The 26,503-nt window shown below is 65.8% G+C and carries 23 protein-coding genes and 1 pseudogene; 15 read left to right on the top strand and 9 right to left on the bottom strand.

Features of this window, described 5'->3' with window-relative positions:
* Positions 1-10 precede the first annotated feature (10 nt).
* The 5 genes from ASC91_RS25685 to ASC91_RS25665 all read left to right on the top strand — a co-directional run bounded on the left by ASC91_RS25685 (position 11) and on the right by ASC91_RS25665 (position 5,671).
* Positions 11-1,096: a glycosyltransferase family 1 protein gene (locus tag ASC91_RS25685; RefSeq protein WP_056204101.1), complete on the top strand. Its 1,086-nt coding sequence runs from the start codon at positions 11-13 to the stop codon at positions 1,094-1,096.
* Positions 1,097-1,124: 28 nt separating this feature from the next.
* On the top strand, positions 1,125-1,949 hold the full coding sequence (locus tag ASC91_RS25680) for a glycosyltransferase family 2 protein (protein ID WP_056204099.1): 825 nt from the start codon (positions 1,125-1,127) through the stop codon (positions 1,947-1,949).
* A gap of 146 nt (positions 1,950-2,095) precedes the next feature.
* Positions 2,096-3,103 (top strand): NAD-dependent epimerase, encoded by a 1,008-nt coding sequence (locus ASC91_RS25675; RefSeq protein WP_056204523.1) that lies wholly within the window; start codon positions 2,096-2,098, stop codon positions 3,101-3,103.
* A gap of 66 nt (positions 3,104-3,169) precedes the next feature.
* A complete protein-coding gene (locus ASC91_RS25670; protein ID WP_056204096.1) occupies positions 3,170-4,495 on the top strand; it encodes a UDP-glucose/GDP-mannose dehydrogenase family protein in 1,326 nt (441 codons plus the stop codon).
* 72 nt (positions 4,496-4,567) lie between these two features.
* The gene (locus tag ASC91_RS25665; protein WP_056204092.1) at positions 4,568-5,671 is read left to right on the top strand and encodes a sugar phosphate nucleotidyltransferase; all 1,104 of its coding nucleotides are present in this window, start codon (positions 4,568-4,570) and stop codon (positions 5,669-5,671) included.
* Positions 5,672-5,688: 17 nt separating this feature from the next.
* On the opposite strand, the gene rfbC is transcribed toward ASC91_RS25665, so the two are convergent.
* Genes rfbC through ASC91_RS25625 form a run of 8 tightly spaced genes read right to left on the bottom strand, consistent with a single transcriptional unit; the run spans position 5,689 to position 14,154 of the window.
* Positions 5,689-6,240, bottom strand: coding sequence for a dTDP-4-dehydrorhamnose 3,5-epimerase (rfbC, locus tag ASC91_RS25660; protein WP_056204089.1), 552 nt, complete (start codon positions 6,238-6,240; stop codon positions 5,689-5,691).
* Positions 6,241-6,245: 5 nt separating this feature from the next.
* A complete protein-coding gene (gene rfbA / locus ASC91_RS25655) occupies positions 6,246-7,130 on the bottom strand; it encodes a glucose-1-phosphate thymidylyltransferase RfbA (RefSeq protein ID WP_056204086.1) in 885 nt (294 codons plus the stop codon).
* Between the two features lie 8 nt (positions 7,131-7,138).
* A complete protein-coding gene (rfbD, locus tag ASC91_RS25650) occupies positions 7,139-8,020 on the bottom strand; it encodes a dTDP-4-dehydrorhamnose reductase (RefSeq protein ID WP_056204084.1) in 882 nt (293 codons plus the stop codon).
* Positions 8,021-8,024: 4 nt separating this feature from the next.
* Positions 8,025-9,080: a dTDP-glucose 4,6-dehydratase gene (rfbB, locus tag ASC91_RS25645; protein ID WP_056204081.1), complete on the bottom strand. Its 1,056-nt coding sequence runs from the start codon at positions 9,078-9,080 to the stop codon at positions 8,025-8,027.
* Positions 9,077-10,510, bottom strand: coding sequence for a mannose-1-phosphate guanylyltransferase/mannose-6-phosphate isomerase (locus ASC91_RS25640; protein WP_235532102.1), 1,434 nt, complete (start codon positions 10,508-10,510; stop codon positions 9,077-9,079). The genes rfbB and ASC91_RS25640 overlap by 4 nt, the downstream gene beginning before the upstream one ends.
* The gene (gene galE / locus ASC91_RS25635) at positions 10,507-11,526 is read right to left on the bottom strand and encodes a UDP-glucose 4-epimerase GalE (protein ID WP_056204078.1); all 1,020 of its coding nucleotides are present in this window, start codon (positions 11,524-11,526) and stop codon (positions 10,507-10,509) included. The genes ASC91_RS25640 and galE overlap by 4 nt, the downstream gene beginning before the upstream one ends.
* Entirely contained in the window at positions 11,526-12,785 is a 1,260-nt protein-coding gene (locus ASC91_RS25630; RefSeq protein ID WP_157282107.1) for an outer membrane beta-barrel protein, read from the bottom strand. Before ASC91_RS25630 ends, galE begins: the two co-directional genes overlap by 1 nt.
* Positions 12,766-14,154, bottom strand: a complete 1,389-nt coding sequence (locus ASC91_RS25625) for an undecaprenyl-phosphate glucose phosphotransferase (RefSeq protein ID WP_157282104.1) — start codon at positions 14,152-14,154, stop codon at positions 12,766-12,768. Before ASC91_RS25625 ends, ASC91_RS25630 begins: the two co-directional genes overlap by 20 nt.
* Positions 14,155-14,287: 133 nt before the next feature.
* Here ASC91_RS25625 and ASC91_RS25620 point away from each other — a divergent pair, with 133 nt between their 5' ends.
* The 10 genes and pseudogenes from ASC91_RS25620 (at position 14,288) to clsB (ending at position 24,996) form a co-directional block, all read left to right on the top strand.
* Positions 14,288-14,842 (top strand): hypothetical protein, encoded by a 555-nt coding sequence (locus ASC91_RS25620; RefSeq protein WP_056204072.1) that lies wholly within the window; start codon positions 14,288-14,290, stop codon positions 14,840-14,842.
* A pseudogene (gene ubiB, locus ASC91_RS25615) lies at positions 14,839-16,302 on the top strand (ubiquinone biosynthesis regulatory protein kinase UbiB); the annotation flags it as partial. The gene ASC91_RS25620 and the pseudogene ubiB, both read left to right, overlap by 4 nt.
* A gap of 159 nt (positions 16,303-16,461) precedes the next feature.
* Positions 16,462-17,925, top strand: coding sequence for a sodium:solute symporter family protein (locus ASC91_RS25610; protein WP_056204064.1), 1,464 nt, complete (start codon positions 16,462-16,464; stop codon positions 17,923-17,925).
* A gap of 46 nt (positions 17,926-17,971) precedes the next feature.
* Positions 17,972-18,277, top strand: a complete 306-nt coding sequence (locus ASC91_RS25605) for an FmdB family zinc ribbon protein (RefSeq protein WP_056204061.1) — start codon at positions 17,972-17,974, stop codon at positions 18,275-18,277.
* Between the two features lie 12 nt (positions 18,278-18,289).
* Complete coding sequence (locus ASC91_RS25600) at positions 18,290-18,970, top strand: DUF502 domain-containing protein (RefSeq protein ID WP_056204058.1); 681 nt, start codon at positions 18,290-18,292, stop codon at positions 18,968-18,970.
* A gap of 87 nt (positions 18,971-19,057) precedes the next feature.
* Entirely contained in the window at positions 19,058-20,851 is a 1,794-nt protein-coding gene (gene aspS / locus ASC91_RS25595) for an aspartate--tRNA ligase (RefSeq protein WP_056204055.1), read from the top strand.
* Between the two features lie 718 nt (positions 20,852-21,569).
* Positions 21,570-22,361 carry a CsgG/HfaB family protein gene (locus ASC91_RS25590; protein WP_056204052.1) on the top strand — a complete coding sequence of 264 codons (792 nt, stop codon included), beginning with the start codon at positions 21,570-21,572 and terminating at the stop codon, positions 22,359-22,361.
* A 34-nt stretch (positions 22,362-22,395) separates the two neighbouring features.
* Positions 22,396-22,866 carry a dihydroneopterin triphosphate diphosphatase gene (gene nudB / locus ASC91_RS25585; protein ID WP_056204049.1) on the top strand — a complete coding sequence of 157 codons (471 nt, stop codon included), beginning with the start codon at positions 22,396-22,398 and terminating at the stop codon, positions 22,864-22,866.
* A gap of 79 nt (positions 22,867-22,945) precedes the next feature.
* On the top strand, positions 22,946-23,737 hold the full coding sequence (locus ASC91_RS25580; protein WP_056204046.1) for an endonuclease/exonuclease/phosphatase family protein: 792 nt from the start codon (positions 22,946-22,948) through the stop codon (positions 23,735-23,737).
* Positions 23,734-24,996 carry a cardiolipin synthase ClsB gene (clsB, locus tag ASC91_RS25575; RefSeq protein ID WP_056204043.1) on the top strand — a complete coding sequence of 421 codons (1,263 nt, stop codon included), beginning with the start codon at positions 23,734-23,736 and terminating at the stop codon, positions 24,994-24,996. The genes ASC91_RS25580 and clsB overlap by 4 nt, the downstream gene beginning before the upstream one ends.
* Here clsB and hutH read toward each other — a convergent pair.
* Complete coding sequence (gene hutH, locus ASC91_RS25570; protein ID WP_056204040.1) at positions 24,990-26,495, bottom strand: histidine ammonia-lyase; 1,506 nt, start codon at positions 26,493-26,495, stop codon at positions 24,990-24,992. The genes clsB and hutH overlap by 7 nt on opposite strands.
* Positions 26,496-26,503 lie beyond the last annotated feature (8 nt).

Raw genomic sequence — 26,503 nt, 5'->3', positions numbered from 1 at the left:
GATGGAGTAGATGCTGGTTGTGAATCTGTCGATGCTGGGCGCGCGCCCGACGGGGCTCGGTGTCTATGCCGAACGCTGTGCGAAGGCGCTGTCGGAGCGGTTTGAGATCTCGGTGGTGGCGGGGCATGGTTTTGTCCCGGATGCGCCGCGGCTGGTTTCGGCTCCCGCCAGCGTGGCGATCGGCGCAAGCCGCGGGGCGGCCATCAAGCGCGCACTGTGGGCGCGCTCGGTGGAGTTGCCCGGCGCCCGGCTGTTGTACTCGCCGACGCACCACGCACTGCCTCGGGCGGCGCGCCAAGTGATCACGATTCACGACCTCATCTGCCTGCGCTTTCCCCAGCAGCATCGGATGCAGTATTGGTACTTCCGGCACCTGCTGCCGCGGGTCTTGAAGCAGTGCGCGGCGGTGTTCACGGTGTCCGAGACCACCCGCCGCGACATTGCCGAGCACTACAAGTTCCCACTGGAACGCATCCATGTGGTGCCCAACGGAGTCGATGCGGCGCGGTTCGCGCCAGCATCGTCTGACGTCTTGCCAGCTGCTGCCCCGCCGTATTTGCTGATGGTTGGTGCACGGTATCCGCACAAGAACGTGCAGGAGGTGCTCTCCGAGTGCGCCGCGTGGTCCGACGAGTACAGGCTGGTGGTGGCGTCCTGCGGTGGCGACTACCGCAAGGCGCTCGAATCGCAGGCCGAAAGCCTCGGCCTGCGGGACCGCATCGAGTTCCTGGACTACGTGGATGACGCCCGGCTGCGCCAGCTGTATCAAGGTGCTGCCGCTTTGCTCTATCCGTCCTTTTGGGAGGGATTTGGCATCCCGCCCCTGGAGGCCCTTGCCAGCGGCACCCACGTCATCGCGGCTGACATCCCGGTGCTTCGCGAGGTGCTGGGCGATGCGGCCCAGTTCGTGCAGCTGGGATCTTCGGCATCGTGGCAGGCGGCCTTTGCGGGTCTAAAAGATGCATGTGCTGGTGCAGCACGCAAGCGCGCGGCAGCAGCCATCCTCGAGACGTTCACGTGGGAACGCTCGGCCGAGGCGTTGCAGTCGGCCTTGCTGTACGTCGATGCCACGCTGCAGCTCAAGCAGCGTCGTTGAGTTCAGAACCTGAGTTGGAGAAGATGCCTTGTCGAAGTTGTCTGCCTTGATCGTCAATTACGCGACGCCCCGCCTGGTGCTGAAGTGCGTCGCCTCGATGCAGCAATACGGTGTCATCGAGCGGGATGCCGACGTGATCGTGGTGGACAACGCGTCCCCGGACGATTCCGTGTCGGTGCTCCGCGCCCAGCTGCCGCCTGGTGTCCGCTTCATCGCTTCCGACCGCAATGGCGGGTTCTCGGCGGGCATCAACACCGGATTGGCCGAGGTTGATTCCGAATATCTGCTGGTGCTGAACCCCGACACCTATTTCGTCGACCAGTCGATCCAGAAGGCGCTGGAGCTCCTGGACACGCAGCCCAAGGTCGGGCTGATCGGCTTGGACCTGGTGAACCCCGATCGGTCGAGGCAGTTTTCCGCGCGGCGCTTCTACAGCCTGATGGACATCATCGGCCGGCGATCCCGTCTGGGGAACCTGCCCTTCATTCGCAAGTCGGTCGCCTCGCACATGATGATGGACGCCTGGGCCAGCGGCGCGCCCTTTCACGCCGACTGGGTGATGGGTACGGGCTTCGTCATTCGTACAGATCTTTTCCGTTCCATCGGTGGCATGGACGAAAGCTACTTCCTGTACATGGAGGACGTGGATCTGTGTGCCCGCGTCTGGAAGTCGGGTCATCAGGTGGTTTGCTGCGCCGGCGCGGTGCTGGTGCACGATCATCAGCGAGCCAGCGTAGACGTCTTCAGCCGCTCGGCGCGTATGCACCTGAAGAGCCTGAAGACATTCATGAGCAACTATCGCGTACCGCTGCTCACCAAGCCGGGAGTCGCCGGTCTGTTCCGGCGCCACTGAACCGGGAGCGTCCCTCTTCGGTCGCGCGGGCGCTCGCTGGCAAGGCCCGGGCCAACTCGAGCGACCTTGTCTCGGGGGTGGGGCAATGATCGCGCCCTGCTGTGCGCTGCACGACAATCGGCGTTGGCTTTTTTGGAGGATTGGTCTTGAAAGTTCTCGTCACCGGCGCTGCCGGCTTCATCGGCATGCATGTCTGCCAGATCCTTCTGGCACGTGGTGACCAGGTCGTGGGCTTGGACAACCTCAACGACTACTACAGCCCGCAGCTCAAGCACGATCGCCTGGCCCGCCTGACGCCCAACCCGGGCTTCAGCTTCGTGCAAATGGATGTGGCCGACCGCGCCGGCATGGCCAAGCTGTTTGCCGATGAGCGCTTCGAACGCGTGGTGCACCTGGCGGCGCAGGCCGGCGTGCGCTACTCAATCGAAAACCCCCACGCCTACATCGACAGCAACATCGTTGGCTTCACCAACATCCTGGAAGGCTGTCGCCACGGTGGTGTGCAGCACCTGGCCTATGCGTCCAGCTCCAGCGTCTACGGTGGCAACACGCTGATGCCGTTCTCGGAGCACCACAGCGTCGACCACCCCATCAGCCTCTATGCCGCGACGAAAAAGGCCAATGAGCTGATGGCCCACACCTATTCACACCTCTTTGGGCTGCCAACGACGGGCCTGCGCTTCTTTACGGTGTATGGCCCGTGGGGCCGGCCGGACATGGCGCTCTTCCTGTTCACCAAGGCCATCATCGAAGGGCGGCCCATCAACGTGTTCAATCACGGCAAGATGGTCCGCGACTTCACCTACATCGACGACATCGCCGAGGGCGTCGTGCGCGTCCTGGACCGCACGGCTACCGCCGACCCCAACTACAACCCCAACAAAGCCGATCCGGCGCGCTCCAGCGCCCCCTACCGCGTCTTCAACATCGGCAACCACGCACCCATCCAGCTGATGAGCTTCATCGAGGCCATCGAGCAGGCCGCGGGCCGCGAGGCTGTCAAGAACTTCATGCCCATGCAGGATGGTGATGTGCCGGCTACGCATGCTGATGTCGAGGAGCTGGCCGAGTGGACGGGTTTCCGTCCGGCGATGCCTGTACCTGAAGGAATCCAGCGGTTTGTCGCCTGGTATCGGGACTACTACAAGGTCTGAATGGCACTGGACCGTCACGTGACTGCGTTACAAACGGGTTAACCGTTTTTTGCACGAGGATTGAGAATGAAAGTCACCGCCATCGGCACCGGCTACGTGGGCCTGGTCACCGGAGCCTGCTTGGCCGAAATGGGCAACCACGTGGTTTGTCTGGACGTGAATCCCGAAAAGATCCGCGTCCTCAACGACGGCGAGATCCCTATTCACGAACCCGGCCTGCTCGAAGTGGTGCGCCGCAATGTGGCGGCCGGCCGCCTGCAGTTCACCACCGATGTGGACATGGCCGTACAGCACGGCACGCTGCTCTTTATCGGCGTGGGCACGCCGCCTGACGAAGACGGCTCGGCCGACCTTCAGTACGTGGTGGCCGCGGCCCGCTCCATCGGCCAGCGCATGACGGACTACAAGGTCATCGTCGACAAGAGCACGGTGCCGGTCGGCACGGCCGACAAGGTCCGCGCTGCGGTCAAGGAAGAACTCGAAAAGCGTGGCCTCGGAGACATGGCATATGCCGTCGTCTCCAATCCTGAGTTCCTGAAGGAAGGTGCGGCGGTCGACGACTTCATGAAGCCTGATCGCGTCGTCATTGGCTCCGACGACGAGCAGGCCACGCTGTTGATGCGCGCCCTGTATGCGCCGTTCAACCGCACGCAGGACCGCATGCTGGTCATGGACGTGAAGAGCGCCGAGTTCACCAAGTACGCCGCCAATGCGATGCTGGCCACACGCATCAGTTTCATGAACGAGCTGGCGCTGCTGGCGGAGCGCGTGGGCGCCGACATCGAGCTGGTTCGGCGCGGCATCGGCTCTGATCCGCGCATCGGCTATCAATTCCTGTACGCCGGCGCCGGTTATGGCGGTTCCTGCTTCCCGAAGGATGTCAAGGCGCTGGTGAAGACCGCCGCCGACAACGGTATTCCGCTGAAGGTGCTGACCGCCGTGGAAGAAGCCAATGAACGCCAGAAGCGCGTGCTGGTCGACAAGGTCGTGGCGCGTTTCGGCGACGACCTCAAGGGCCGCCGCTTCGCCATCTGGGGCTTGGCATTCAAGCCGAACACCGACGACATGCGCGAGGCACCATCGTTGGTCATCATCGATGAGCTGACCCGGCGCGGTGCAACGGTCGCAGCCTACGACCCGGTGTCGATGCCGGAAACGGCTCGCGTGATTGGCCCGCGTGACGACGTGACGCTGGTCGAGCGCGCCGAGGCGGCGCTGCAGGGCGCGGACGCACTGCTGATCGTGACGGAGTGGAAGGAATTCCGCACGCCGGATTTCGACGCCATCAAGTCGAAGCTCAAGGCACCTGTTGTCTTCGACGGCCGCAACCTCTACGACCCCAAGCTGATGAAGGCGCTAGGCATCGACTATCGAGGTATCGGCCGCGGCTGACCCCCTAACTGTGTGCGGCAGGCCTGCCGCTTGCTAGCTTTGGTGCAACCGTCACTACGTTAGGAGGCCGGCATGGCCAAAGCAATGATCCTGGCCGCGGGCCAGGGAACGCGGGTGCGCCCGTTGACGAAGCACACGCCCAAGCCGATGGTGCCCATCCTGGGCAAGCCGGTCATGGAATATCTGGTCGAGCATTTGGCGCGCCATGGCGTCAAGCAGGTCATGGTCAACGTGGCCTTCATGCACTGGAAGATCGAGAACTACTTCGGCTCGGGTCACCGGTGGGGCGTTGAGCTCGGTTACTCCTACGAAGGCGTTCGCGAGCAAGGCGAGGTGATCTGTAAGCCGGTCGGATCAGCAGGAGGCATGCGCAAGATCCAGGACTTCGGCGGCTTCTTCGATGAAACCTTCCTCGTGCTGTGCGGCGACGCCGTCATCGATCTGGACATCGCCGCGGCGCTTGCCGAGCACAAGTCCAAGGGAGCTATCGCAAGCGTCGTTACTCTCGAAGTGCCTCGCGACCAGACCAAAAACTACGGCATTGTTGTCGCGGACGCCGAGGGCCGGGTGACTTCCTTCCAGGAAAAGCCCAAGCCCGAGGAGGCGAAGAGCAACCTGGCGTCGACCGGCATTTACATCTTCGAGCCCGAGGTGCTCGACCTGATCCCGTCGGGCGTCGAGTTCGACATCGGCAGCCAGCTGTTTCCGCTGCTGGTGGAGAAGGGCCTGCCCTTCTTTGCGCAGAAACGGCCGTTCAACTGGATCGACATCGGCCGCGTGACCGATTATTGGGCCGTCACCCAGCAGGTCATGGCCGGCGGCGTCGCGCAAATGGACATCCCTGGGCGCGAGGTGCGGCCGCAGGTGTGGGTGGGGCTGAACACTTCAGTGGACTGGGACAAGGTCCACATCGAGGGCCCGGTGTATATCGGCTCCAACGTGCGTATCGAGTCAGGTGCTCGGGTGATCGGACCTACCTGGATCGGTCACGGATCTCACCTGCGCGCCGGTTCGGTCGTTGAGCGGGCCGTGCTCATTGAGCACACGCGCATCGGTGAAGGCATGACGGTGCGCGAGATGATCATCTCGCCGCAGTACTGCGTGGATCGCACCGGGCACACCAGCTATGTCGGCGACGAGGTGACGCCGCTGCGTTGGGGTGACGCGCGCGCCTGAGCTGCGGGCCGATCGACTCAGGTGAAGGTCTTGGCCTCAACCAGCAGTGGTGCGCTGACGTCCTTTGCCGACAGTTGCGGTATGAGTCCGTCCAGCGGCCATTCGATGCCAATGGTCGGGTCATCCCAGCGCACTGCGCCCTCGCACTCGGGTGCGTAGCGGCCACTGGTCTTGTAGAGGAAGTCCGCGGTTTCGCTGACGACGACGAAGCCATGGGCGAAGCCAGGCGGGATCCAGACTTGCCGCTGGTTCTCGGCCGACAGTTCGAAGCCGACCCAGCGCCCGAAATTGGGGCTGGACCGGCGCATGTCGACGGCCACGTCGAACACGGCACCGGAGACACAGCGCACGAGCTTGCCCTGAGCATGTGGGTCGAGCTGGTAGTGCAGGCCGCGCAGCACGCCGCGCGCGGAGCGCGAGTGGTTGTCCTGCACGAAGTGCACGTCGTAGCCCAGGGCCTGGTTGAAGCGCTCCTCGTTCCAGCTCTCCATGAAAAAGCCGCGGGCGTCGCCGAAGACCTTGGGCTGGATGAGCAGGACTTCGGGAAGGGCGGTTGGCGTGACTTGCATCGTGTTCAGAAGGCCTTGTCGGTCAGCAGCTTGAGCAGGTATTGGCCGTAGCCATTCTTGGCAAGGGGCTTGGCGAGGGTTTCAAGCTGTGCAGCATCGATCCAGCCTGCACGGTAGGCGATCTCTTCCGGGCAGGCCACCTTCAGCCCCTGGCGCTTTTCCAGCGTGGCAATGAACTGGCCCGCTTCGAGCAGGCTGTCGTGGGTGCCGGTGTCCAGCCATGCATAGCCACGGCCCATGATCTCGACATTGAGCTGGCCCTGGCGCAGGTACTGGGCATTGACGTCGGTGATCTCGAGTTCACCGCGGGCGCTGGGCTTGATGGCCGCCGCGATGTCGCAGACCTGCTCGTCGTAGAAATACAGGCCCGTCACCGCGTAATTGCTTTTCGGGCTTTTCGGTTTCTCTTCGATGGACAGCGCACGTTGCTGGGCATCAAAGTCGACCACGCCGTAGCGTTCGGGGTCGGTCACGTGATAGGCGAAGACGCTGGCGCCGCCGTCGCGACCCGTGGCGCTGCCCAGCAGGCCGGCGAAGTCATGGCCATAGAAGATGTTGTCCCCCAGCACGAGGGCGCTCGGCGAGCCATTGACGAAATCGCGGCCGAGGATGAAGGCCTGTGCCAGGCCGTCAGGGCTAGGCTGCACGCAGTAGCTGATGTTCAGGCCCCAGCGCGAACCGTCGCCAAGCAGGGCTTCGAACCGAGGCGTGTCCTGCGGCGTGCTGATGAGCAGGATGTCGCGGATGCCCGCGAGCATCAGCGTGCTCAACGGGTAATAGACCATGGGCTTGTCGTACACCGGCAGCAGCTGCTTGCTCATGGCCAGCGTGGCCGGGTGCAGCCGCGTGCCGGAGCCGCCAGCGAGGATGATGCCCTTGCGGTTTTTCATCGGAGCCCTTAAAGAATTTCGTTCAGCATGCGTTCCACTCCTTGCTGCCAGGGCGGCAGGACGAGGCCGAAGCACTGCTGCAGCTTGGCCGTGGCCAGGCGCGAGTTCAGCGGGCGCATCGCCGGTGTGGGGTAGTCGCTTGTCGGGATGGCGAGGATCTGGTCCGGCGCGACCTTGATGACCTTGCCCTGTGCACGTGCGAACTCGATGACAAAGCGGGCGTACTCGTGCCAGCTCGTCTCGCCGCCAGCGACCGCGTGATAGGTGCCGGTCAGCGCAGGGTTCACGCGCGCGGCGCGCAGCATGTGGACGGTCAGGTCGGCCAGCAGGTCGGCGCCTGTTGGCGCGCCGATCTGGTCGGCGATGACCTTGAGCTGCTCGCGCTCGGCGGCCAGGCGCAGCATGGTCTTGGCAAAGTTGCCACCGCGGGCCGCATAGACCCAGCTCGTGCGCAGAATGAGGTGTTGGCAGCCGCTGGCGCGGATGGCGTCCTCGCCCTCGGCCTTGGTGCTGCCGTAGACGCTGAGCGGGCCGAGGGGCGCTTCCTCATCACGCGCATGGCTGCCACTGCCGTCGAAGACATAGTCCGTCGAGTAGTGCACCAGCAGGGCGCCCATGCGCTTGGCCTCGATGGCCAGCAGGGCGGGCGCGGCGGCGTTGATCTGACGTGCGAGCTCGGGCTCGCTCTCGGCCTTGTCCACAGCGGTGTGAGCCGCGGCATTGACGATCACCTGGGGAGCGACGGCCCTGACGCGCGCCAGCAGCGCCTCGGGCTGCGTGAAGTCGGCGCCGTCGTCATGGTCCATCGCGACGACTTCGCCGGCCACCGCCAGCGAGCGTTGCAGTTCCCAGCCGACCTGGCCACCCTTGCCGAGAAGAAGAATCTTCATGGCTTCAGCTGTATTGCTTGGCAACCCAGTCCCGGTAGGCGCCGCTTTGCACGCGGGCGGCCCAGTCTGGATGGTCCAGATACCACTGCACCGTCTTGCGGATGCCGGTCTCGAAGGTTTCTGCCGGGCGCCAGCCCAGCTCGCGCTCGATCTTGCGTGCGTCGATGGCGTAGCGGCGGTCGTGGCCGGGGCGGTCCTTCACATAGGTGATGAGGCGCTCGTAGGGGCCGTCCGCCGAGGGTTTGAGTTCGTCGAGCAAGGCGCACACCGTCTTGACGATGTCGATGTTGGCCTTCTCGTTCCAGCCGCCGATGTTGTAGGTTTCGCCCAGTTGGCCGCCTGCCAGCACGGCTCGGATGCCGCTGCAGTGATCGGTGACGTAAAGCCAGTCGCGGATCTGTTGGCCGTCGCCATAGACGGGCAGGGGTTTGCCTGCCAGCGCATTGACGATCAGCAGCGGAATCAGCTTCTCCGGGAAGTGATAGGGCCCGTAGTTGTTCGAGCAGTTGGTGGTGACGACCGGCAGGCCGTAGGTGTGGTGCCAGGCGCGCACGAGGTGGTCGCTGGCCGCCTTGCTGGCCGAATACGGGCTGTTGGGCTCGTAGGCGTTGGTTTCGGCGAAGGGCGGATCCGAGGCTTTCAGCGAGCCATAGACTTCGTCGGTCGACACGTGGTGGAAGCGAAAGCCTTGTTTGGCTTCGCCTTCAAGGCCGCCCCAATAAGTGCGTGCCGCTTCCAGCAGCGTGAACGTGCCCTCGACATTCGTCTTCATGAATGCGCCGGGGCCGTGGATGGAGCGGTCTACATGGCTCTCAGCCGCGAAGTGGACGATGGCGCGGGGGCGGTGCTTGGCCAGCAAGCTGTCGATCAGGCCGCGGTCGCAGATGTCGCCCTTGACGAAGACGTGACGCGCGTCACCGTCCAGCGAGGCCAGGTTCTCGAGGTTGCCAGCGTAGGTCAACGCATCGAGATTGACGACGGGCTCGTCGCTCTCACGCAGCCAGTCCAGCACGAAGTTGCTGCCGATGAAGCCGGCGCCGCCGGTGACGAGGATGGTCATGTTCTGCCGTAGGTGTCTTCGAAGCGGACGATGTCGTCCTCGCCGAGATAGGAGCCTGACTGCACTTCGATGATCTCCAGCGGCACCTTGCCCGGGTTGGCCAGGCGATGCGTCTGACCCAGCGGGATGTAGGTGGACTGGTTCTCGGTCAGCAGGATGGTCTTGTCGCCGTTGACGATCTCGGCCGTGCCGCTCACGACGATCCAGTGCTCCGCGCGATGGTGGTGCATCTGCAGGCTCAGGGAGGCACCCGGCTTGACCATGATGCGCTTGACCTGGAAGCGCTCGCCCGAGTCGATGCTGTCATACCAGCCCCAGGGGCGGTGCACCTTGCGGTGCAGGGCATGCTCGCCGCGTTGCTCGGCCCCGAGGCGGTTGACGATCTGCTTGACCTCCTGGCTGCGCGACCGGTCGCTGACCAGCACGGCATCGGCCGTCTCGACGACGATGATGTCCGTCAGGCCGACGACGCCGACCAAGCGGCTGGTGGCGTGCACCAAGGTGTTCTTGCTGTCGGCGATCAAGGCGTCGCCGACGAAGGCGTTGCCGTCGGCATCCTTCTCGGAGACCTGCCAGACCGCTTCCCAGGCGCCGAGGTCGTTCCAGCCGGCATCCAGCGCGACCATGCGCAAGGGGATGTCCGTCCCGGGGCAGCGCTCCATGACGGCGTAGTCGACCGATTCGCTGGGCACAGCGGCAAACTCGGCCTTGCCGGGGCGCACAAACTTGGCGTCGGTCTTGCGCGCATCCCAGGCAGCGCGCGTGGCAGCGGCGATGTCGGGGCGGAATCGTTCCAGCGCCTTCATCCAGACGCTGGCACGCAGCACGAACATGCCGCTGTTCCAGTAGTAGTCGCCTTCGGCCAGATAGCGCTGGGCGGTCTCCAGGTTGGGCTTCTCGACGAACTGTGCGACCACCAGGCCCGCGGCGTCGCCCGAGGTGCGGATATAGCCGTAGCCTGTTTCGGGCCGGTCTGGCGTGATGCCCAGGATGGCGATGGCACCTTCGGCCGCGATGCGGACCGCGTCCTGCAATGCCGCGGTGAAGGCTGCCGGGTTGGTAACGGTCTGGTCGGCCGGCGTGACGACGAGGACGGGGTCCTTGCCGCCCTCGAGTGCGGCCAATGCGGCCAGCGTCAGCGCCGGTGCAGTGTTGCGGCCCAGCGGTTCCAGCAGCACGCTGCTGGGCTCCTGCCGGGTCTCGCGCAATTGATCCAGTACGAGAAAGCGGTGCTCCTCATTGCCGACGATGCAGGGACCGGCGAGCTCGAACTCGGGCGAGGCCAGCGCGGCCAGGCGGCGCGCGGCGAGCTGGAACAGGCTCTCGTTGCCGGACAGCACGAGGAATTGCTTGGGGTAGCCGCTGCGCGACAGAGGCCAGAGCCGGGTGCCGGAGCCGCCGGCCATGATGACGGGTTGAACGTGGGTCATGCGGGATTGAAACCGTGAGGGTTGAGTCGTTGCCAGCGCCAACTGTCTTGGCACATGCGGGCGAGATCGAGCTTGGCCTCCCAGCCAAGCAACTCGCGCGCCAGGGCCGGGTCGGCCCAGCAGGCTGCGATGTCGCCAGGGCGGCGCGGGACGATTTCGTAGGGCACGCTGCGGCCGCTGGCGGCTTCGTAGGCGCGCACCAGGTCGAGCACGCTGTAGCCCTGGCCGGTGCCGAGATTGACGGTCAACGAGCCGGTATTGGCCAGCAGCCAGCGCAGTGCAGCGACGTGCCCTTCGGCCAGGTCGCTGACATGGATGTAGTCGCGCACGCCAGTGCCGTCGGGCGTTGCGTAGTCATTGCCGAAGACGGCCAGCTTGGTGCGCCGGCCCACCGCCACCTGGGCGACATAGGGCATCAGGTTGTTGGGCGTGCCGCGCGGGTCTTCACCGATGCGGCCGCTCTCGTGGGCGCCGACTGGGTTGAAGTAGCGCAGGCAGGCGGCCTGCCAGGTTGGATCGGCGATGCCGAGGTCGTGCAGGATCTGCTCGCCCATCAGCTTGGTCGCGCCGTAGGGGTTGGTCGACGAGGTCGGTGCGTCCTCGCGCAGGGGCAGTTTGTCCGGAGCGCCGTAGACGGTGGCGCTGGAACTGAACACCATGCGCGTGCAACCGTGGCGCTTCATGGCCTCGCAGGTGTTGACGAGGCCGCCCAGGTTGTTGCGGTAATAGGCCAGCGGCTGGGTGACGGATTCGCCAACTGCCTTGTAGGCAGCGAAATGCACGACGGCGGCCGGCTTGTAGCTGCCGAAGACTTCGTCCATTGCCGCGGCGTCGCAGACGTCGGCACGTTCGAACTCGATGGGGGTGCTGGCCAGTTCCGCCAGCCTTTCCAGCACGACGGGCGAGCTGTTGGAAAAGTTGTCCACGCCGACGACGCGATAGCCCGCCTGCTGGAGAGCCAGCCAAGTGTGCGACGCGATGTAGCCTGTCGCACCCGTGAGCAGGATGGTGGTCATCAGAAGAAGATGGCTTGACCCGTGCAGCCGTAGCTGCTGGCGGTGTACACGTATTGGGCAATGCTGCTGTTGCGGCTGGCACGGTCGTACTGGCAGCCCAGGCTGAGGCCGCGTGTGAACGCCCAGCGCATGCTCAGGTTGTACGTCTTGAAGTCGTCCAGCGCATCGGCAACGGCGGCACCTGCCGTGCTGGTGCGTGTGGCGCGGTTCCGGCTCGCCTTGGCGCTGAGACTGACCTTGCCTGTCACGGCGTAGGTGCCGCCCAGCTGATAGGTGGTGTAGACCCGGTTCAGGTCAGCCGTCTGGACGACACTTTCCTGCCCGGTGTCCCGCGCATATTGCAGGTTCAATTGCAACTTGGCTGTGGGCTGCCAGTTCCAACCGATGGCACCGGTGGTGCCGCTGAAATCGCGTAACCGGTCATCGAGGCTGTTTTTTGACTTGCTGCGGCTGATGCGCGTGTTTAGCGTGCTGCGGCCGCCGGTGCTCCACTTGGTGGTGAAGTCGAAGTCGTCCCGGGTGTAGTCATTAGGTACCGAGACGACGACAACCTGCGCCGTCTGCGGGTCCAAGGCAAGGCCAATGGGATAGTGCGGGTTTTTGCCCTTGGTGCGTCGCCCCACCAGGCCCAGCCTGACATTGCCGCCGGGCGTGGCATAGATGCCGAGGGAGCCCGTGTTCTGCTCGAAGTCGAAACGGTCGTACTCCGAGGCGGTGAAGTCCCGGCGGCGGTGCGTCCAACTGCTTTCCAGCGTATACCGCGTCAGTACGCCAAGGCGGACCAAGGCCTGGTATTCGTCCTCGCGTTCGATGTTCTTCTTGAGGATGGGGTCGACGCCGCTACCGATGTTGAAGTCAGCGAGGGATCGGTCCGATTTGGCGCTCAGCACTCCCGACAGATTACCCACCGTCTGCCAATTGAGCGCACTGCGCAAGGTGTAGGAGCGATTGTTGAGCTCGCTAATCGTTGAATAGCGGTTGCTCTGCAGCGAGCCGTCCACCGTCAGATGCTGACGACCGAGCTTCGTGTCGATGCCGCCCAGAACCCCGGCGCTGGTCACTGTGTCATCGTTGGCGGCGTTTGACTGTCGGTACACATTAGAGACATGAGCAACACCTAACGATGCACCGACATAAAAGGGCGTCGTGTCATCGGTCTGAGCGTGCGCGGACTGGACCGCTGAAAGCGCGGCGATCAGCAGCGCAAGCCGGGTCCAACGGTGGCAATGGCGAGCAGGCTTAATAGGCATGGCGATCAAACACCACCAGCCTCACGGTCCGCAAGATGATCTGCAGATCCAGGGCCAGTGACCAGTTGCGCAGGTATTCCAAATCGTATTCGACGCGTGCCACCATCTTGTCGATGGTGTCGGTCTCGCCACGCAAGCCATTCACCTGGGCCCAGCCGGTGATGCCCGGCTTGACCTTGTGGCGCACCATGTAGGCCTTGATGATCTTGCGGTATTCCTCGTTGTGGGCCACGGCGTGCGGGCGCGGCCCGACGATGCTCATGCGACCCTGCAGCACATTGATGAATTGCGGCAGTTCGTCCAGCGAGGTGCGGCGGATGAAGGCGCCAAAGGGCGTGATGCGCGCGTCGCCCTTAGTGGCCTGTTTGACCACGGGACCATTGTCCTGTGTCCGCATGGAGCGGAACTTGTAGACGATGATCTCCTCGCCATCCAGGCCGTTGCGCTTCTGCCTGAAGATGACAGGGCCTGGTGAGCTGAGCTTCACGCCAATGGCCAGGGCAAGCAGGATGGGCGAGATGAGGATCAGGATCAACGTGGCCAGAACGACGTCGCTGACGCGCTTGATCAGCTGGTTGGTGCCGGTGAAGGGCGTCTCGCAGATGCCGACCACCGGCACGCCCGAGATGTCCTGCAGGCGGCCCTGGATGATGCTGATGCCGAACACGTCGGGCACGAAGAACAGCGAGGCCGTCGTGCCCTGCACCTGTTCCAGCAACTCGACGATGCGAGGCTGCGACCCCAGGGGCAGGGTGATGTAGACCTCGCGCACGCCCTTGTCGCGCACGAACTCGCTGAGCTGGGGCAGGGTGCCCAGAATGGAGGCGCCGGCTTCCGGGTGCAGGCGCTCAGGCGCACGGTCGTCGAAATAGCCCAGGCAGACGACGCCCTGAGAGTCGCGCAGCGCTCGCGCCACCTTGTGGCCAAGCACGCCCGCGCCGACGACGACCGCCGTACGGCGCGCGCCCGGGTCGCGTGCCCGCCATTGCTGGATGCGCCGGCCCGTCTCGATGGCGGCGATCTGGACGGCAGGTGTGATGACGGCCCACCACAGCAGCACCTCGTCCTCGAAATAGTGCAGGCTGTTGGTGGCGTAGCCGCACAGCAGCAGGATGCCCAGCAGCACCAGCCAGGAGGACAGCACGTCCACAAGGGCGCTGGCCGGGTGGTCGCTGAAGCGGTTGCGACCCGGGAAGGTGAGGGCGAAGACGAGCAGGCACAGCGTCAGGGTGGGGCGCAGCACCGGCTCGTCGAAGTGACCGTTCACGACAAGAAAGGTCAGAACGATGATGCCGGGCTCCAGGAAAGCGGCGATCAGGGATTCGACCGACTGCGGTGCGCTGTAGAACGTCCTCTTGTAGCTGCGGTCCTCAAACATCTTGGTGGGTTTGGTAGTCCTCGGGTCAGGGTGTACCCGAGGCTGAAAAAGGATCAGGGATTCTCTACCAACAAATTTGACGGCCGAACCGTCGGCGTCCCCTGTTCATGGTCCGCTGCCTACAATCTTGTATATGTCTGCTTCCTGGCCCCTGCCGCCCCTGCCTCCGCTGCCGTCCATCACGCCCTTGCTGATGCCGGCCCTGCAGGATCGCCTTGTTTTGCTGATCAACCATGTCGTGTCGCGGGAGCCCATCGCGGCGCAACGCCTGCGGCCGCTGGCTGGGCGTGGGCTCGTCGTCCACCTGGCAGGCTGGCCTAGCCTGCTGCCGGCGGCGCCTGATTTGATACTCGGTGTCACACCAGCGGGTCTTTTTGAACGCCTGGACGCCGCCCCGGCAGGCGCCGGCGGCCTGCGCATCGAGATCGATGCATCCAACCCCGCCAAGCTGGCTCTGGGTGCATTCACGGGAGAGGCGCCCACCGTCAGCGTGCAGGGCGATGCCGCTTTCGCTGGCGAGATGCACTGGTTGATGGACAACCTGCGCTGGGACATCGAGGACGATCTGGCCGGCATCGTCGGGCCGCTGCCCGCCCGCCAGCTCGCCCAGTTCGGCCGCACCTTGCGGCGCACGTTGTCGGGCATGGCCGCGCGTTTTGCGACGACGACGTCCGGTAGCGGCGCATGAGGTTTGTCTCGCGGCTGCTGGTCATTCTGTGGACGGTCTGGCGCTTCGGTCTCGATGATCTGGCCTTGTCTGGCCTGCGTCGCAAGCGCTTCAGGCTGCTGCGTCGCCTGACCCGGCTGGGCCGGCGCTGGCAGCAGCCGCGCGGCGTGCGCCTGCGGCTGGCGCTGGAGCACCTCGGCCCCATCTTCGTCAAGTTCGGCCAGGTGCTGTCGACACGGCGCGACCTGCTGCCGCTCGATGTCGCGCTGGAACTGGCCAAGCTGCAGGACCGCGTGCCGCCCTTCCCGGCGGCGCTGTCGCGTGAAATCGTCGAGCGCGCCTTCGGCCGGCCGCTGGAGGAACTGTTCGCCACCTTCGACGCCGAGCCAGTGGCCAGCGCCAGCATCGCCCAAGTGCATTTCGCGACGCTGAAGGACGGCCGCGAGGTCGCCGTCAAGGTGCTGCGCCCCGGCATGCTGGACATCATCGACGACGACCTGTCGCTGATGCGCCAGCTGGCCGTCTGGATCGAGCGCTTCTCCGCCGATGGCCGGCGCCTGAAACCGCGCGAGGTGGTTGCCGAGTTCGACACCTATCTGCACGACGAGCTGGACTTGGTGCGCGAGGCCGCCAATGCCGCCCAGCTGCGCCGCAACATGGCCGAGCTGGATCTGATCATGGTGCCCGAGATGCACTGGGACCTGTGCAGCTCCGAGGTCATCGTCATGGAGCGCATGAAGGGCGTGCCGATCTCGCACCACCCGGCGCTGGAGGCGGCCGGCATCGACATCCCCAAGCTGGCCCGCGACGGCGTGACCATCTTCTTCACCCAGGTGTTCCGCGACGGCTTCTTTCACGCCGACATGCACCCGGGCAACATCCAGGTGAGCCTGGCGCCCGAGACCTTCGGCCGCTACGTCGCGCTGGACTTCGGCATCATGGGCACGTTGACCGAGGTGGACAAGGACTACCTCGCCCAGAACTTCATCGCCTTCTTCCAGCGCGACTACAAGCGCGTGGCCGAGCTGCACATCGCCTCGGGTTGGGTGCCGCCCGAGACCCGCGTCGATGCGCTCGAAAGCGCGGTCCGGGCGGTTTGCGAGCCTCATTTCGACCGGCCGCTGAAGGACATTTCGTTGGGCCAGGTGCTGATGCGGCTGTTCCAGACCTCGCGCCGCTTCAACGTCGAGATCCAGCCCCAGCTGGTGTTGCTGCAGAAGACGCTGTTGAACGTTGAGGGCCTGGGCCGCCAGCTCGATCCCGAACTCGACCTCTGGGCCACGGCCAAGCCCTTCCTGGAGCGCTGGATGAACGAGCAGGTCGGCTGGCCGGCGTTCAACAAGCAGTTGATGAAGGAGGCGCCGCGCTTCGCACAGCTCATCCCCGAGCTGCCGCGCCTGCTGCACGACGCCCTCAAGAGCCAGGCCCGGCGTGCCGACGACGCCGAGACCCGCGCTCTCGTGCGCGAGCTGCGGCGCACCAACCGGCTGCTTTCCGGTTTGCTCTGGGGCGCCGCGGGCTTTGCCATCGGCGTCGCCGTGGCCTGGCTGACCGTGCGCTTTCTGGACATCAGCCCCTAGCAAGGCTCGCCAGCCGCGCCCTCATAATCCGCGCCAAATTTTTCGGCCCTTATTGCGCTCATGAACACCACGCTCATCGTTTTCGTCGTGCTCTACCTGCTCGGCACGCTGGGCATCGGTGTCTGGGCCGGCACCCGGATCAAGAACACCAGCGACTTCGCCGTCGCCGGGCGCAGCCTGCCGCTGATCATGGTCGTCACGACGACCTTCGCAACCTGGTTCGGTGCCGAAACCGTCATGGGCCTGCCCGCCAAGTTTGTGCAGGGTGGCCTGGGCGCCGTCGTCGAAGACCCGTTCGGTGCCGGTTTCTGCCTGGTGCTGGTGGGCGCCTTCTTCGCCGCGCGGCTGTACCGGATGAACCTGCTGACCATCGGCGACTTCTACCGCCAGCGCTTCGGCAAGGGCGTCGAGGTGTTCTGCTCGCTGGCCATCATCCTCAGCTACCTCGGCTGGGTGGCGGCCCAGGTCACGGCCCTGGGGCTGGTGTTCAACATCCTGACCGACGGCGCCATGAGCCCGCAGACCGGCATGGTCGTCGGCCTGCTGGCGGTGCTGGTCTACGTCGTCATCGGCGGCTTCCTGGCCGTGGCCTGGACGGACTTCATCCAGATGATCGTGCTGGTCATTGGCCTGAGTGTCATCGCGGTGTTTGCCTCGGACCTGGCCGGCGGCGCAGACAAGGTGCTGGCCCTGGCCAAGAGCCGCGACCTGGGCCGCTTCCTGCCCAACCCGACCTTCACCGAGATGGCCATGTTCCTCGGCTCGGGCCTGACCATGATGCTGGGCTCCATCCCGCAGCAGGACGTGTTCCAGCGCGTCATGTCCGCCAAGGACGCCAAGACGGCACAGCGCGGCGCCATGATCGGCGGCTTCAGCTACATCGCCTTTGCCTTCGTGCCCATGTTCATCGTGCTGGCCGCCGTGGCCGTCATGGGCGACAAGGCGCTGGAGCTGGCCCAGAACGACTACCAGCGCGTGCTGCCCAGCTTCGTCATGGGCCACATGCCGCTGTTCATGCAGATCCTGTTCTTCGGTGCGCTGTTGTCGGCCATCAAGAGCACCTCGTCAGCCACGCTGCTGGCGCCGACGACCAGCTTTGTCGAGAACATCCTGAAGCAGATCCGCCCCGGCATGAGCGACAAGCAGTCTCTCGTGGCGATGCGCGTCACGCTCGTCATCTTCGCCTTCGCCGTGCTGGCCTACGCCATCGCGCTGCAGGGCACGTCCATCTACGACCTCGTCAGCGCCGCCTACCAGGTCACCCTGGTCGCCGCCTTCGTGCCGCTGGTCTTTGGTCTGTACTGGAGCCGCTCGACCACCCAGGGCGCCGTGTTCTCGATCTTTGCCGGCATCGCCGTCTGGGTGGCCTTTTTCCCGCAGGTGACGACCTGGGGCGAGCTCTTCCCGGGGCAACTGGCCGGCCTGCTGGCGGCGCTGGCGGGCATGGTGGTCGGCTCGCTGATGCCCCAGGTGCTGACCGACCGTCGCGAGCACGTCAGCCACCATCTCCAGCCTCATCCCTGAGCGTGTCCCTTAAAATGTCGGGCTTTGCGTCTCTTCGAGCCCGACCATGCCAATCTACGCCTATCGCTGCAGCGCCTGTGGCCACGCCAAGGATGTGCTGCAAAAGCTGTCCGACGCGCCGCTGACCACCTGCCCCGCCTGCGCGGCGCAGAGCTTTTCCAAGCAGGTCACCGCAGCTGGTTTCCAGCTGAAGGGCTCGGGTTGGTATGCAACCGACTTCAAGGGTGGCTCGACCGCCGCCCCCGCGGCCCCGGCCGCCAGCGATGCTGCCAAGCCCGAAGCCGCCAAGGCTGAAGCATCCGCATCGCCGTCTTCCTCCACCTCCTGCGGCGGCTCCTGCGCCTGCCACTGACCGAAAAGCTTCGTGGGCGCTTCCTTACGCAAATACCTCGTTGCCGGCCTGCTGGTCTGGCTGCCGCTGGCCATCACCATCTGGGTGCTGGCCCAGGTTCTGGACGTCGTCAACGGCGTCTTCGGGTCCATGCTGGCCGCGCTGGCCCTGATCATGCCGGCCTCGCTGCGCGAGGCCATCCTGGAGCTGCGCCATGTGCCCGGCCTGGGGCTGGTGATCCTGGTCGGTGGCCTGTTGGCCACCGGCGTCCTCGTTGCCAACATCTTCGGCCAATGGCTGCTGACGCAATGGGACCGGCTGATGTCCCACATCCCCATCGTCAAGAGCATCTACAGCTCGGTCAAGCAGGTGTCGGACACGCTGTTCTCCAGCAGCGGCAACGCCTTTCGCGAAGCCGTCCTCGTGCAGTACCCGCGTGCCGGTAGCTGGACCATCGCCTTCGTGACCGGCACGCCCAGCGGCGAGGTGGCCTGCCATCTGGAGGACGAGCACGTCAGCATCTACGTGCCAACCACGCCCAACCCGACCTCGGGCTTCTTCCTCATCGTGCCCAGGTCGGACGTGAAGCCCCTGCACATGACGGTGGACGAGGCGCTGAAATACATCATCTCCATGGGCACCGTGGCGCCGCTGCCCCATCCCGTGGACCTCGGCGCCATCGCCGACGAGGCGGCGCGAAACCAGCCGGGTTGAACGCCCCGGCAGGCGTTCAATCCTGAGAGCCGAGCGAGCTCGCCAGCGCCCCAAGAACACCCCCTGAAAAGAATTCGGAGAAATCCCATGCGTACCTGCTATGCCGGCCAAGTCAGCGAAAAGCTGCTCGACCAGACCGTGACCCTGATGGGCTGGGCCCATCGCCGCCGTGACCATGGCGGCGTCATCTTCATCGACCTGCGCGACCGTGAAGGCCTGGTCCAGATCGTCTGCGACCCCGACCGCGCCGACAGCTTCAAGATTGCCGAGGACGTCCGCAGCGAGTTCTGCCTCAAGATCGTCGGCAAGGTGCGCGCCCGCCCGGCCGGCACCGAGAACGCCAACCTCGTCAGCGGCAAGATCGAAGTGCTCTGCCACGAGATCGAGGTGCTGAACCCGTCGGTGCCCATCCCCTTCCAGATCGACGAGGACAACCTCAGCGAGACGACCCGCCTCACGCACCGCGTGCTGGACCTGCGCCGCCCCTACATGCAGAACAACCTGATGCTGCGCTACCGCGTCGCGATGGAAGTCCGCAAGTTCCTGGACGAGCACGGCTTCGTCGACATCGAGACGCCGATGCTGACCAAGAGCACCCCGGAAGGTGCGCGCGATTACCTCGTGCCCAGCCGCGTGCATGACGGCCACTTCTTCGCGCTGCCGCAGTCGCCGCAGCTGTTCAAGCAGCTGCTGATGGTGTCGGGGTTCGACCGCTACTACCAGATCACCAAGTGCTTCCGTGACGAGGACCTGCGCGCCGACCGCCAGCCCGAGTTCACGCAGATCGATATCGAGACCTCCTTCCTGACCGAGGAAGAGATCCGCTCGATGTTCGAGGGCATGATCCGCCACGTCTTCCGCAAGAACCTCAACGTCGAGCTGGGTGACTACCCGGTCATGAAGTACGCGGAAGCCATGCACCGCTTCGGCTCCGACAAGCCCGACCTGCGCGTCAAGCTCGAGTTCACCGAGCTGACCGACGCCATGACGACGGTGGACTTCAAGGTGTTCAGCGGCCCGGCCACCACGCCGGGCGGCCGCGTCGTCGCGCTGCGCGTGCCCAAGGGCGCGTCCATGAGCCGCGGCGAGATCGACGCCTACACCGAGTTCGTCAAGATCTACGGCGCCAAGGGCCTGGCCTGGGTCAAGGTCAACGAAGTGGCCAAGGGCCGCGAAGGCCTGCAGTCGCCCATCGTCAAGAACCTGCACGACGAAGCCGTCGCCGAGATCCTGAAGCGCACCGGCGCCCAGGACGGCGACCTGCTGTTCTTCGGTGCGGACAAGGCCAAGGTCGTCAACGACGCCATCGGCGCGCTGCGCCTGAAGGTCGGCCACAGCGAGTTCGGCAAGGCCAATGGCCTGTTCAACGACGTCTGGGCGCCGCTGTGGGTCGTCGACTTCCCGATGTTCGAGCACGATGAGGAGAACAACCGCTGGGCGGCCGTTCACCACCCGTTCACGGCACCCAAGGACGGCCACGAGGACCTGATGACGTCGGACCCGGGCAAGTGCATCGCCAAGGCCTACGACATGGTGCTCAACGGCTGGGAGCTGGGCGGCGGCTCGGTGCGTATCCACCGTGCCGAGGTGCAGGCCAAGGTCTTCGAGGCGCTCAACATCAGCGCGGAAGACCAGCGCATCAAGTTCGGTTTCCTGCTGGACGCGCTGCAGTACGGTGCGCCCCCGCACGGCGGCCTGGCTTTCGGCCTGGACCGCATCGTCACGATGATGACCAAGGCCGAGTCCATCCGCGACGTCATCGCCTTCCCCAAGACCCAGCGCGCCCAGTGCCTGCTGACCGGCGCGCCGTCGCTGGTGGACGAAAAGCAGCTGCGCGAGCTGCACATCCGCCTGCGCAATTCGGCGGCTGCGGCGCAGTAAGCTGAGCAAGCGAATGAACGGGGCCTGCGGGCCCCGTTTTTGTTTGTGGGTTGGCTATGCGACTGTCCTGATCGCTCGTATACATCGCGCCGGGAATCCGCCCCGGCGGGCGGGTAACTTTTCTCTGTCGCGCCAGAGAAGAAGTCACCAAAAGAGAGGCGCTGAACCGCACACGAGCACCAAGTGCCGAGGGCAGGGTTCAAAGCGACAGATGCGTTACGCCCAGACGCGATCCGCTGCGCTCTCGCCGCTGTCCCTGTGAAGAGGGCCATCCATCGCCCCTTCACGCCGCTTAACGTCGGCTGCACGCCGAACTCACCAGGGAATACCGCGTCGCCCGAGCGACGCTGCCTTTGGTTTTCTGGTGAGCTCGGCGTGCAGCCGCGCGTTAAGCGGCCAGGCGGTGCGATGGATGGTGCTGGTGACAGAGACAGCAGCGAGAGCGCAGCGGGTCGCTTCGTCCTGTGGTCCCAGAGGAAGTTTTCGCGCGCCGCTCCTCGCGGCGTCGCGATGGTGTGCGGTTCAGCGCCTCTTCTTTGGTGACTTTCTTCTGGCGCCCCGCAGAAGAAAGTTACCCGGCCGCCGGGACGGACTCCCGGCAATGCAGCGAGTCAAAAGGACAACCGAAAAAACACCCCACCCCTGTCCCCACTTCAAAGCTCAAGCCCCACCTCACACCCAGTGCAGACTCCCGCGTTCGTCCTTCCAGGTGTCCCGCATGAATGTCCGCCCCCTCCTCGCCGCCGGCGTTGTCGCTCTTCTCGCCGGCTGCGGCAAATCGTCCACCACGCTGGGCGATGGCGGCTCCGTCATCAGCGGCTCGGCCGGGCCGGCCGGTGCGCACAAGGCCAGCCGCGAGCTGGTCAAGTGCGATGCACCGGTGGCGACGCTGGCCCTGGTCGAGAACCCCAACGGCTATGCCTACTCCAGCAGCTACCAGCTGCCGTCCAGTCCCGTGCCCCTGGTGCGCCTGCTGGCCCAGCAGAGCGGCTGCTTCCGGGTTGTCGACCGCGCCGCCGGCCTCAAGGCGACCGTGCGCGAGCAGGAACTCAAGGAAGCCGGCATCCTGCGCCAGCAGGGCAACACGGTGAGCAAGGGCAAGGGCTATGAGGCCCAGTACAGCCTGACACCCAGCCTCACCTTCAGCGAGCAGGACGCGGGCCGCCAGATCGGCGGCATCCTGCAGGCCATTCCCTATCTGAACAAGCTCGTCGGCGCGGCCGAGCAGGTCAAGCTCAAGCAGGCCCAGGCAGCCCTGCTGCTGACCGATAACGAGACCACCGAGCAGGTCGCTGCGTCCACCGGTTCGGTCGAGGTGGCCGACCTGGGCGTCGGCGGCGCCGTGCTGGGCAAGCTCGGTGGCGCGGCCGGCGCGGGCTGGAGCAATTCCAACGAAGGCAAGGTCATTGCCGCGGCCTTCCTGGACGCCCACAACCAGCTCGTCGCCCAGGTGCGCGAGCTGCAGGCCAAGGAGCTGCCGCCCGAGGTGGCGCGGCGCAAGAAGACCTGATTCTTCATGGCCTGGCCGGCGCTATGCTGGCCGCATGCCCCCGGCCAAGCCCTTCAAGATCCCCGAGTCCGTCCTCGTCGTCATCCACACGCCGGACCTGCAGGTCCTGCTCATCGAGCGCGCTGACCATCCCGGCTACTGGCAGAGCGTCACGGGCTCCAAGGACACTCCCGACGAGGCGCTCGCGGAGACCGCACGCCGAGAGGTGCTGGAGGAAACGGGCTTCGACATCGCCGCATTGGGCGGTGAGCTGCGCGACTGGCATCTCGCCAATGTTTACGAGATTTACCCTCACTGGCGCCATCGCTACGCCCCGGGCGTCACGCGCAATACCGAACACGTCTTCGGCCTACAACTGCCTGAGGCGTTGACGCCGGTACTGGCTCCGCGCGAGCATCTATCGTGGCTCTGGCTGCCCTGGCATGAGGCGGCCGACCGCTGCTTCTCACCATCCAACGCCGAAGCCGTGCTGCAACTGCCCCGCTTCAGCGCCGCAATCTTATGAAGCCCCCACGCTCACTCCGTTCGCTGCCCCCCGAGGGGGCGCTCAGCGGCTTCGGGCGGCCGCACGCCGCTGAGATGCCATGAGATCCGTCGCCCGCCCCACCCCTCACCCGCCCGGCGAAGTGCTGCGCGTGGCCACCTACAACATCCACAAGGGCGTGCGCGGCCTCGGGCCGGCCAAACGCCTGGAGATCCACAACCTGCAGATGGGTGTGGAGGCCATGGACGCCGACCTCGTCTGCCTGCAGGAGGTGCGTCTCTTCCATCACCGCGAAGCCGCTTACTTCGACCGCACCTGGTTCGGTTGGCCCGAGAAGGGCCAGGCCGAGTTCCTTGCGCCCGAAGGCTATGAGGTGGCCTACCGCACCAACGCGACGACCAAGTTCGGCGAGCATGGCAACGCGCTGCTGTCGCGCTGGCCCATGGGCGACATCGGCCACCACGACGTGTCGGACCACTCCCTGGAGCAACGCGGCCTGCTGCATGTGCCGGTGCATTGGCATGGCACGGTCGTGCACGTCGTCGTCGCGCATTTCGGGTTGATTCATTCCAGCCGCATGCGCCAGGTTGACCGCCTCGCCAGCTTTGTGCGCGACAACGTGCCGGAGGGCGCGCCGTTCCTTGTTGCCGGCGACTACAACGACTGGGGTGAGCGTCTGGACACGCCCATGCGTGCCCACGGCCTGCGTCGCGCGACGGCACCGCACGGGCGGACTCGGGCCCCCACCTTTCCATCGCGCCTGCCCGTGTTCGCGCTGGACCGCGTCTACATGCGTGGCCTGCGCTGCACCGGCGTTCAGGTGCCGCGCGGCCCGAGCTGGTCGCGCATGTCAGACCACCTGCCGCTGATTGTGGAGCTGGCCCTCGAATGAGGCGCCTGGGGTCTAGGCGGCGCCGACGCCACCAGGCCGCCGACCCCGGCTTCGTTGGCGGCAATGAGGTCGAACTGCTGCGCGGCGGCGAGCAGCTTTTCCCGCGCATGCATGCAGCCATCCACGGCGCGAGCCGCGAGGTCTGGCTGGCGACCTATATCTTTCATCACGACGCCACCTCGCTGGCCCTGGCCGATGCCTTGATTGCGGCGGATCAGCGTGGCGTGCGCGTGCGCCTCGTCGTCGATGGCTTCGGCAGCAACGCCAGCATCAGGACGCTGCGCGAGCGCTTTGCCGGCAGCGGCGTGGCCCTGGCGGTGTTCCGGCCCATGGATCGCTGGTGGCGCTGGTTCCAGCCGGGCCAGTTGCGCCGCCTGCACCAGAAGCTTTGCGTTGTCGATGGCGAGCAGGCCTTCGTCGGCGGCATCAACGTCATCGATGATCGCCTGGACATGCACCATGGCGTCACCGAGCTGCCGCGGCTGGACTTCGCCGTGCAGGTGAGTGGCGGCCTCGTTGACCTGGTCGCGCAGAGCGTGCGTTCGATCTGGTCACGCGCCTGGCTGGGCCGGGAGTTCGACGATGCGCTTATCGACTACGTGCCGTTGCGGCGCCGTTTCGGCCTCTGGGTGACTCAGCTCTGGCGTGGGCCGCAGCGGCTGGGCGAGCCGGTGTCGCATCTGCAACCGGTCCGCGCCGCCTTCGTGCTGCGCGACAACCTGCGCCGGCGCCGCACCATCGAGCATGCCTATGCCGATGCCATCACCGACGCCCGCGAGAGCGTCGACGTGGTCTGCCCTTATTTCTATCCCGGTCAACGCATTCGCCATGCCCTGCGCCGCGCCGCCGACCGCGGCGTGTGCGTGCGCCTGCTCCTGCAAGGCAAGCTGGATTACCGGATCGCGGGCTGGGCTGCCGAAGCGCTGTATGCGGACCTGCTCGGCCATGGCGTCGAGATCTACGAGTACACGCCAGCCTTCCTGCATGCCAAGGTCGCCGTCGTCGACGGCCAGTGGGCCACGGTCGGCAGCTCCAACATCGACCCGCTGTCACTGCTGGTCAACCTGGAGGCCAACGTCGTCGTGCAGGACGCCGGCTTCGCGGTTCAACTCGCCAGCGAGATCGAGGCCGCCATCGCGGTCTCGCAGCGCGTCGGCGAGCGTGCCGGTACCGGCCTGCGCGCCTTGCTGCACAAGGCCGTCGTCGTGTGGTTTGCCTACGTGTTCCTGCGCGTCGCAGGCGCGGCGGGGCGCTACTGAGCGAAACCCGGCGCGTGCTCGGCCTTGAGCGCTCCGGCCTGCACCAATGCGGCCGCGCGCTCGATGTCCGGCGCAAGGTAGTGATCGGCCGGGCTGCTGGCGCAGTCGGCGCGCAGCCGCGTGTGCAGGGCCTCCACCGGCGCCGAACTCTGCAGCGGACGCAGGAAGTCGATGCCCTGGGCCGCCGCCAGCAGCTCAATGGCAACGATGTGGGCCGTGTTGTCGATCATGGCGTGCAGGCGGCGCGCGGCAAAGGTGGCCATCGACACGTGATCCTCCTGGTTGGCGCTGGTCGGCAGGCTGTCCACGCTGGCCGGGTGGGCCAGGCTCTTGTTCTCGCTGGCCAGGGCCGCGGCCGTCACGTGGGCGATCATGAAGCCGCTGTGCAGGCCGGCGTCGGCCGTCAGGAAGGGCGGCAGGCGCGAGATGGCCGGGTCGATCAGCATGGCGATGCGGCGCTCGGCGATGGCGCCCACCTCGGCGATGGCCAGGGCCAGGTTGTCGGCCGCGAAGGCCACCGGCTCGGCGTGGAAGTTGCCGCCCGAGATCATCACGTCGTCGAACACCAGCGGGTTGTCGGTGACGGCATTGGCCTCGCGCACCAGCACCTGGGCAGCATGGCGGGCCTGGTCCAGGCAGGCGCCCATGACCTGGGGCTGGCAGCGCAGGCAATACGGGTCCTGCACGCGCTCGTCGCCCTCGCGGTGCGACGCGCGAATGGCGCTGCCGGCGAGCAGCTCGCGATAGACGCCGGCCACCTCGATCTGGCCGGGTTGGCCGCGCACCTCGTGGATGCGGGCGTCGAAGGGGCCGTCACTGCCGCGGGCTGCATCCAGCGTCATCGCGCCGCTGGCCAGGGCCGTGGCGAACAGGCCCTCGAAGCGCAGCAGCGCGTGCAGGGCCAGGGCCGCGCTGGCCTGCGTGCCGTTGATGAGGGCCAGGCCCTCCTTGGCGGCCAACGTCAGTGGTCGCAGCTCCAGGCGGGCCAGTTCGTCGCGCGCCGGAATGCGTTTGCCGGCCACCAGCGCCTCGCCTTCTCCCATCAGCGCGAGTGTGAGGTGAGCCAGCGGCGCCAGGTCTCCACTGGCGCCCACCGATCCCTGGCAGGGCACATAGGGGACGAAGCCGGCGCTGAGCGCATCCAGCAGGGCTTGCACGACCTCGCGGCGCACGCCCGAGAAGCCCCGCGCCAGGCTGCCCGCCTTGGTGGCCAGCATCAGGCGCACGACCTCGGGCGACATCGGCGCGCCGACGCCCACCGCGTGGCTGCGGATCAGGTTGAGCTGCAGTGCCGCGAGCTGGTCCTTGGCAATGCGCGTGCTCGCCAGCTTGCCGAATCCTGTGTTGACGCCATAGACGGGCGCATCGCCCGCGGCGGCGGCAGCGACCAGGGCGGCGCTCTTGTCGACGGCACGCCAGTCGTCGAGCTGCAGCGCAGCGCGGCCGGCGGCGATGTCGGCGAGTTGATCGAGCGTCAGTTGTCCGGGGATGAGTTTCATAGAAGACT

Origin of the sequence: Pelomonas sp. Root1237 (assembly GCF_001425055.1) — a bacterium.
Lineage (GTDB): Bacteria > Pseudomonadota > Gammaproteobacteria > Burkholderiales > Burkholderiaceae_C > Pelomonas.
Note: the sequence above shows the minus strand (reverse complement) of the source record. Positions and strands in the feature narration are given on the sequence as shown.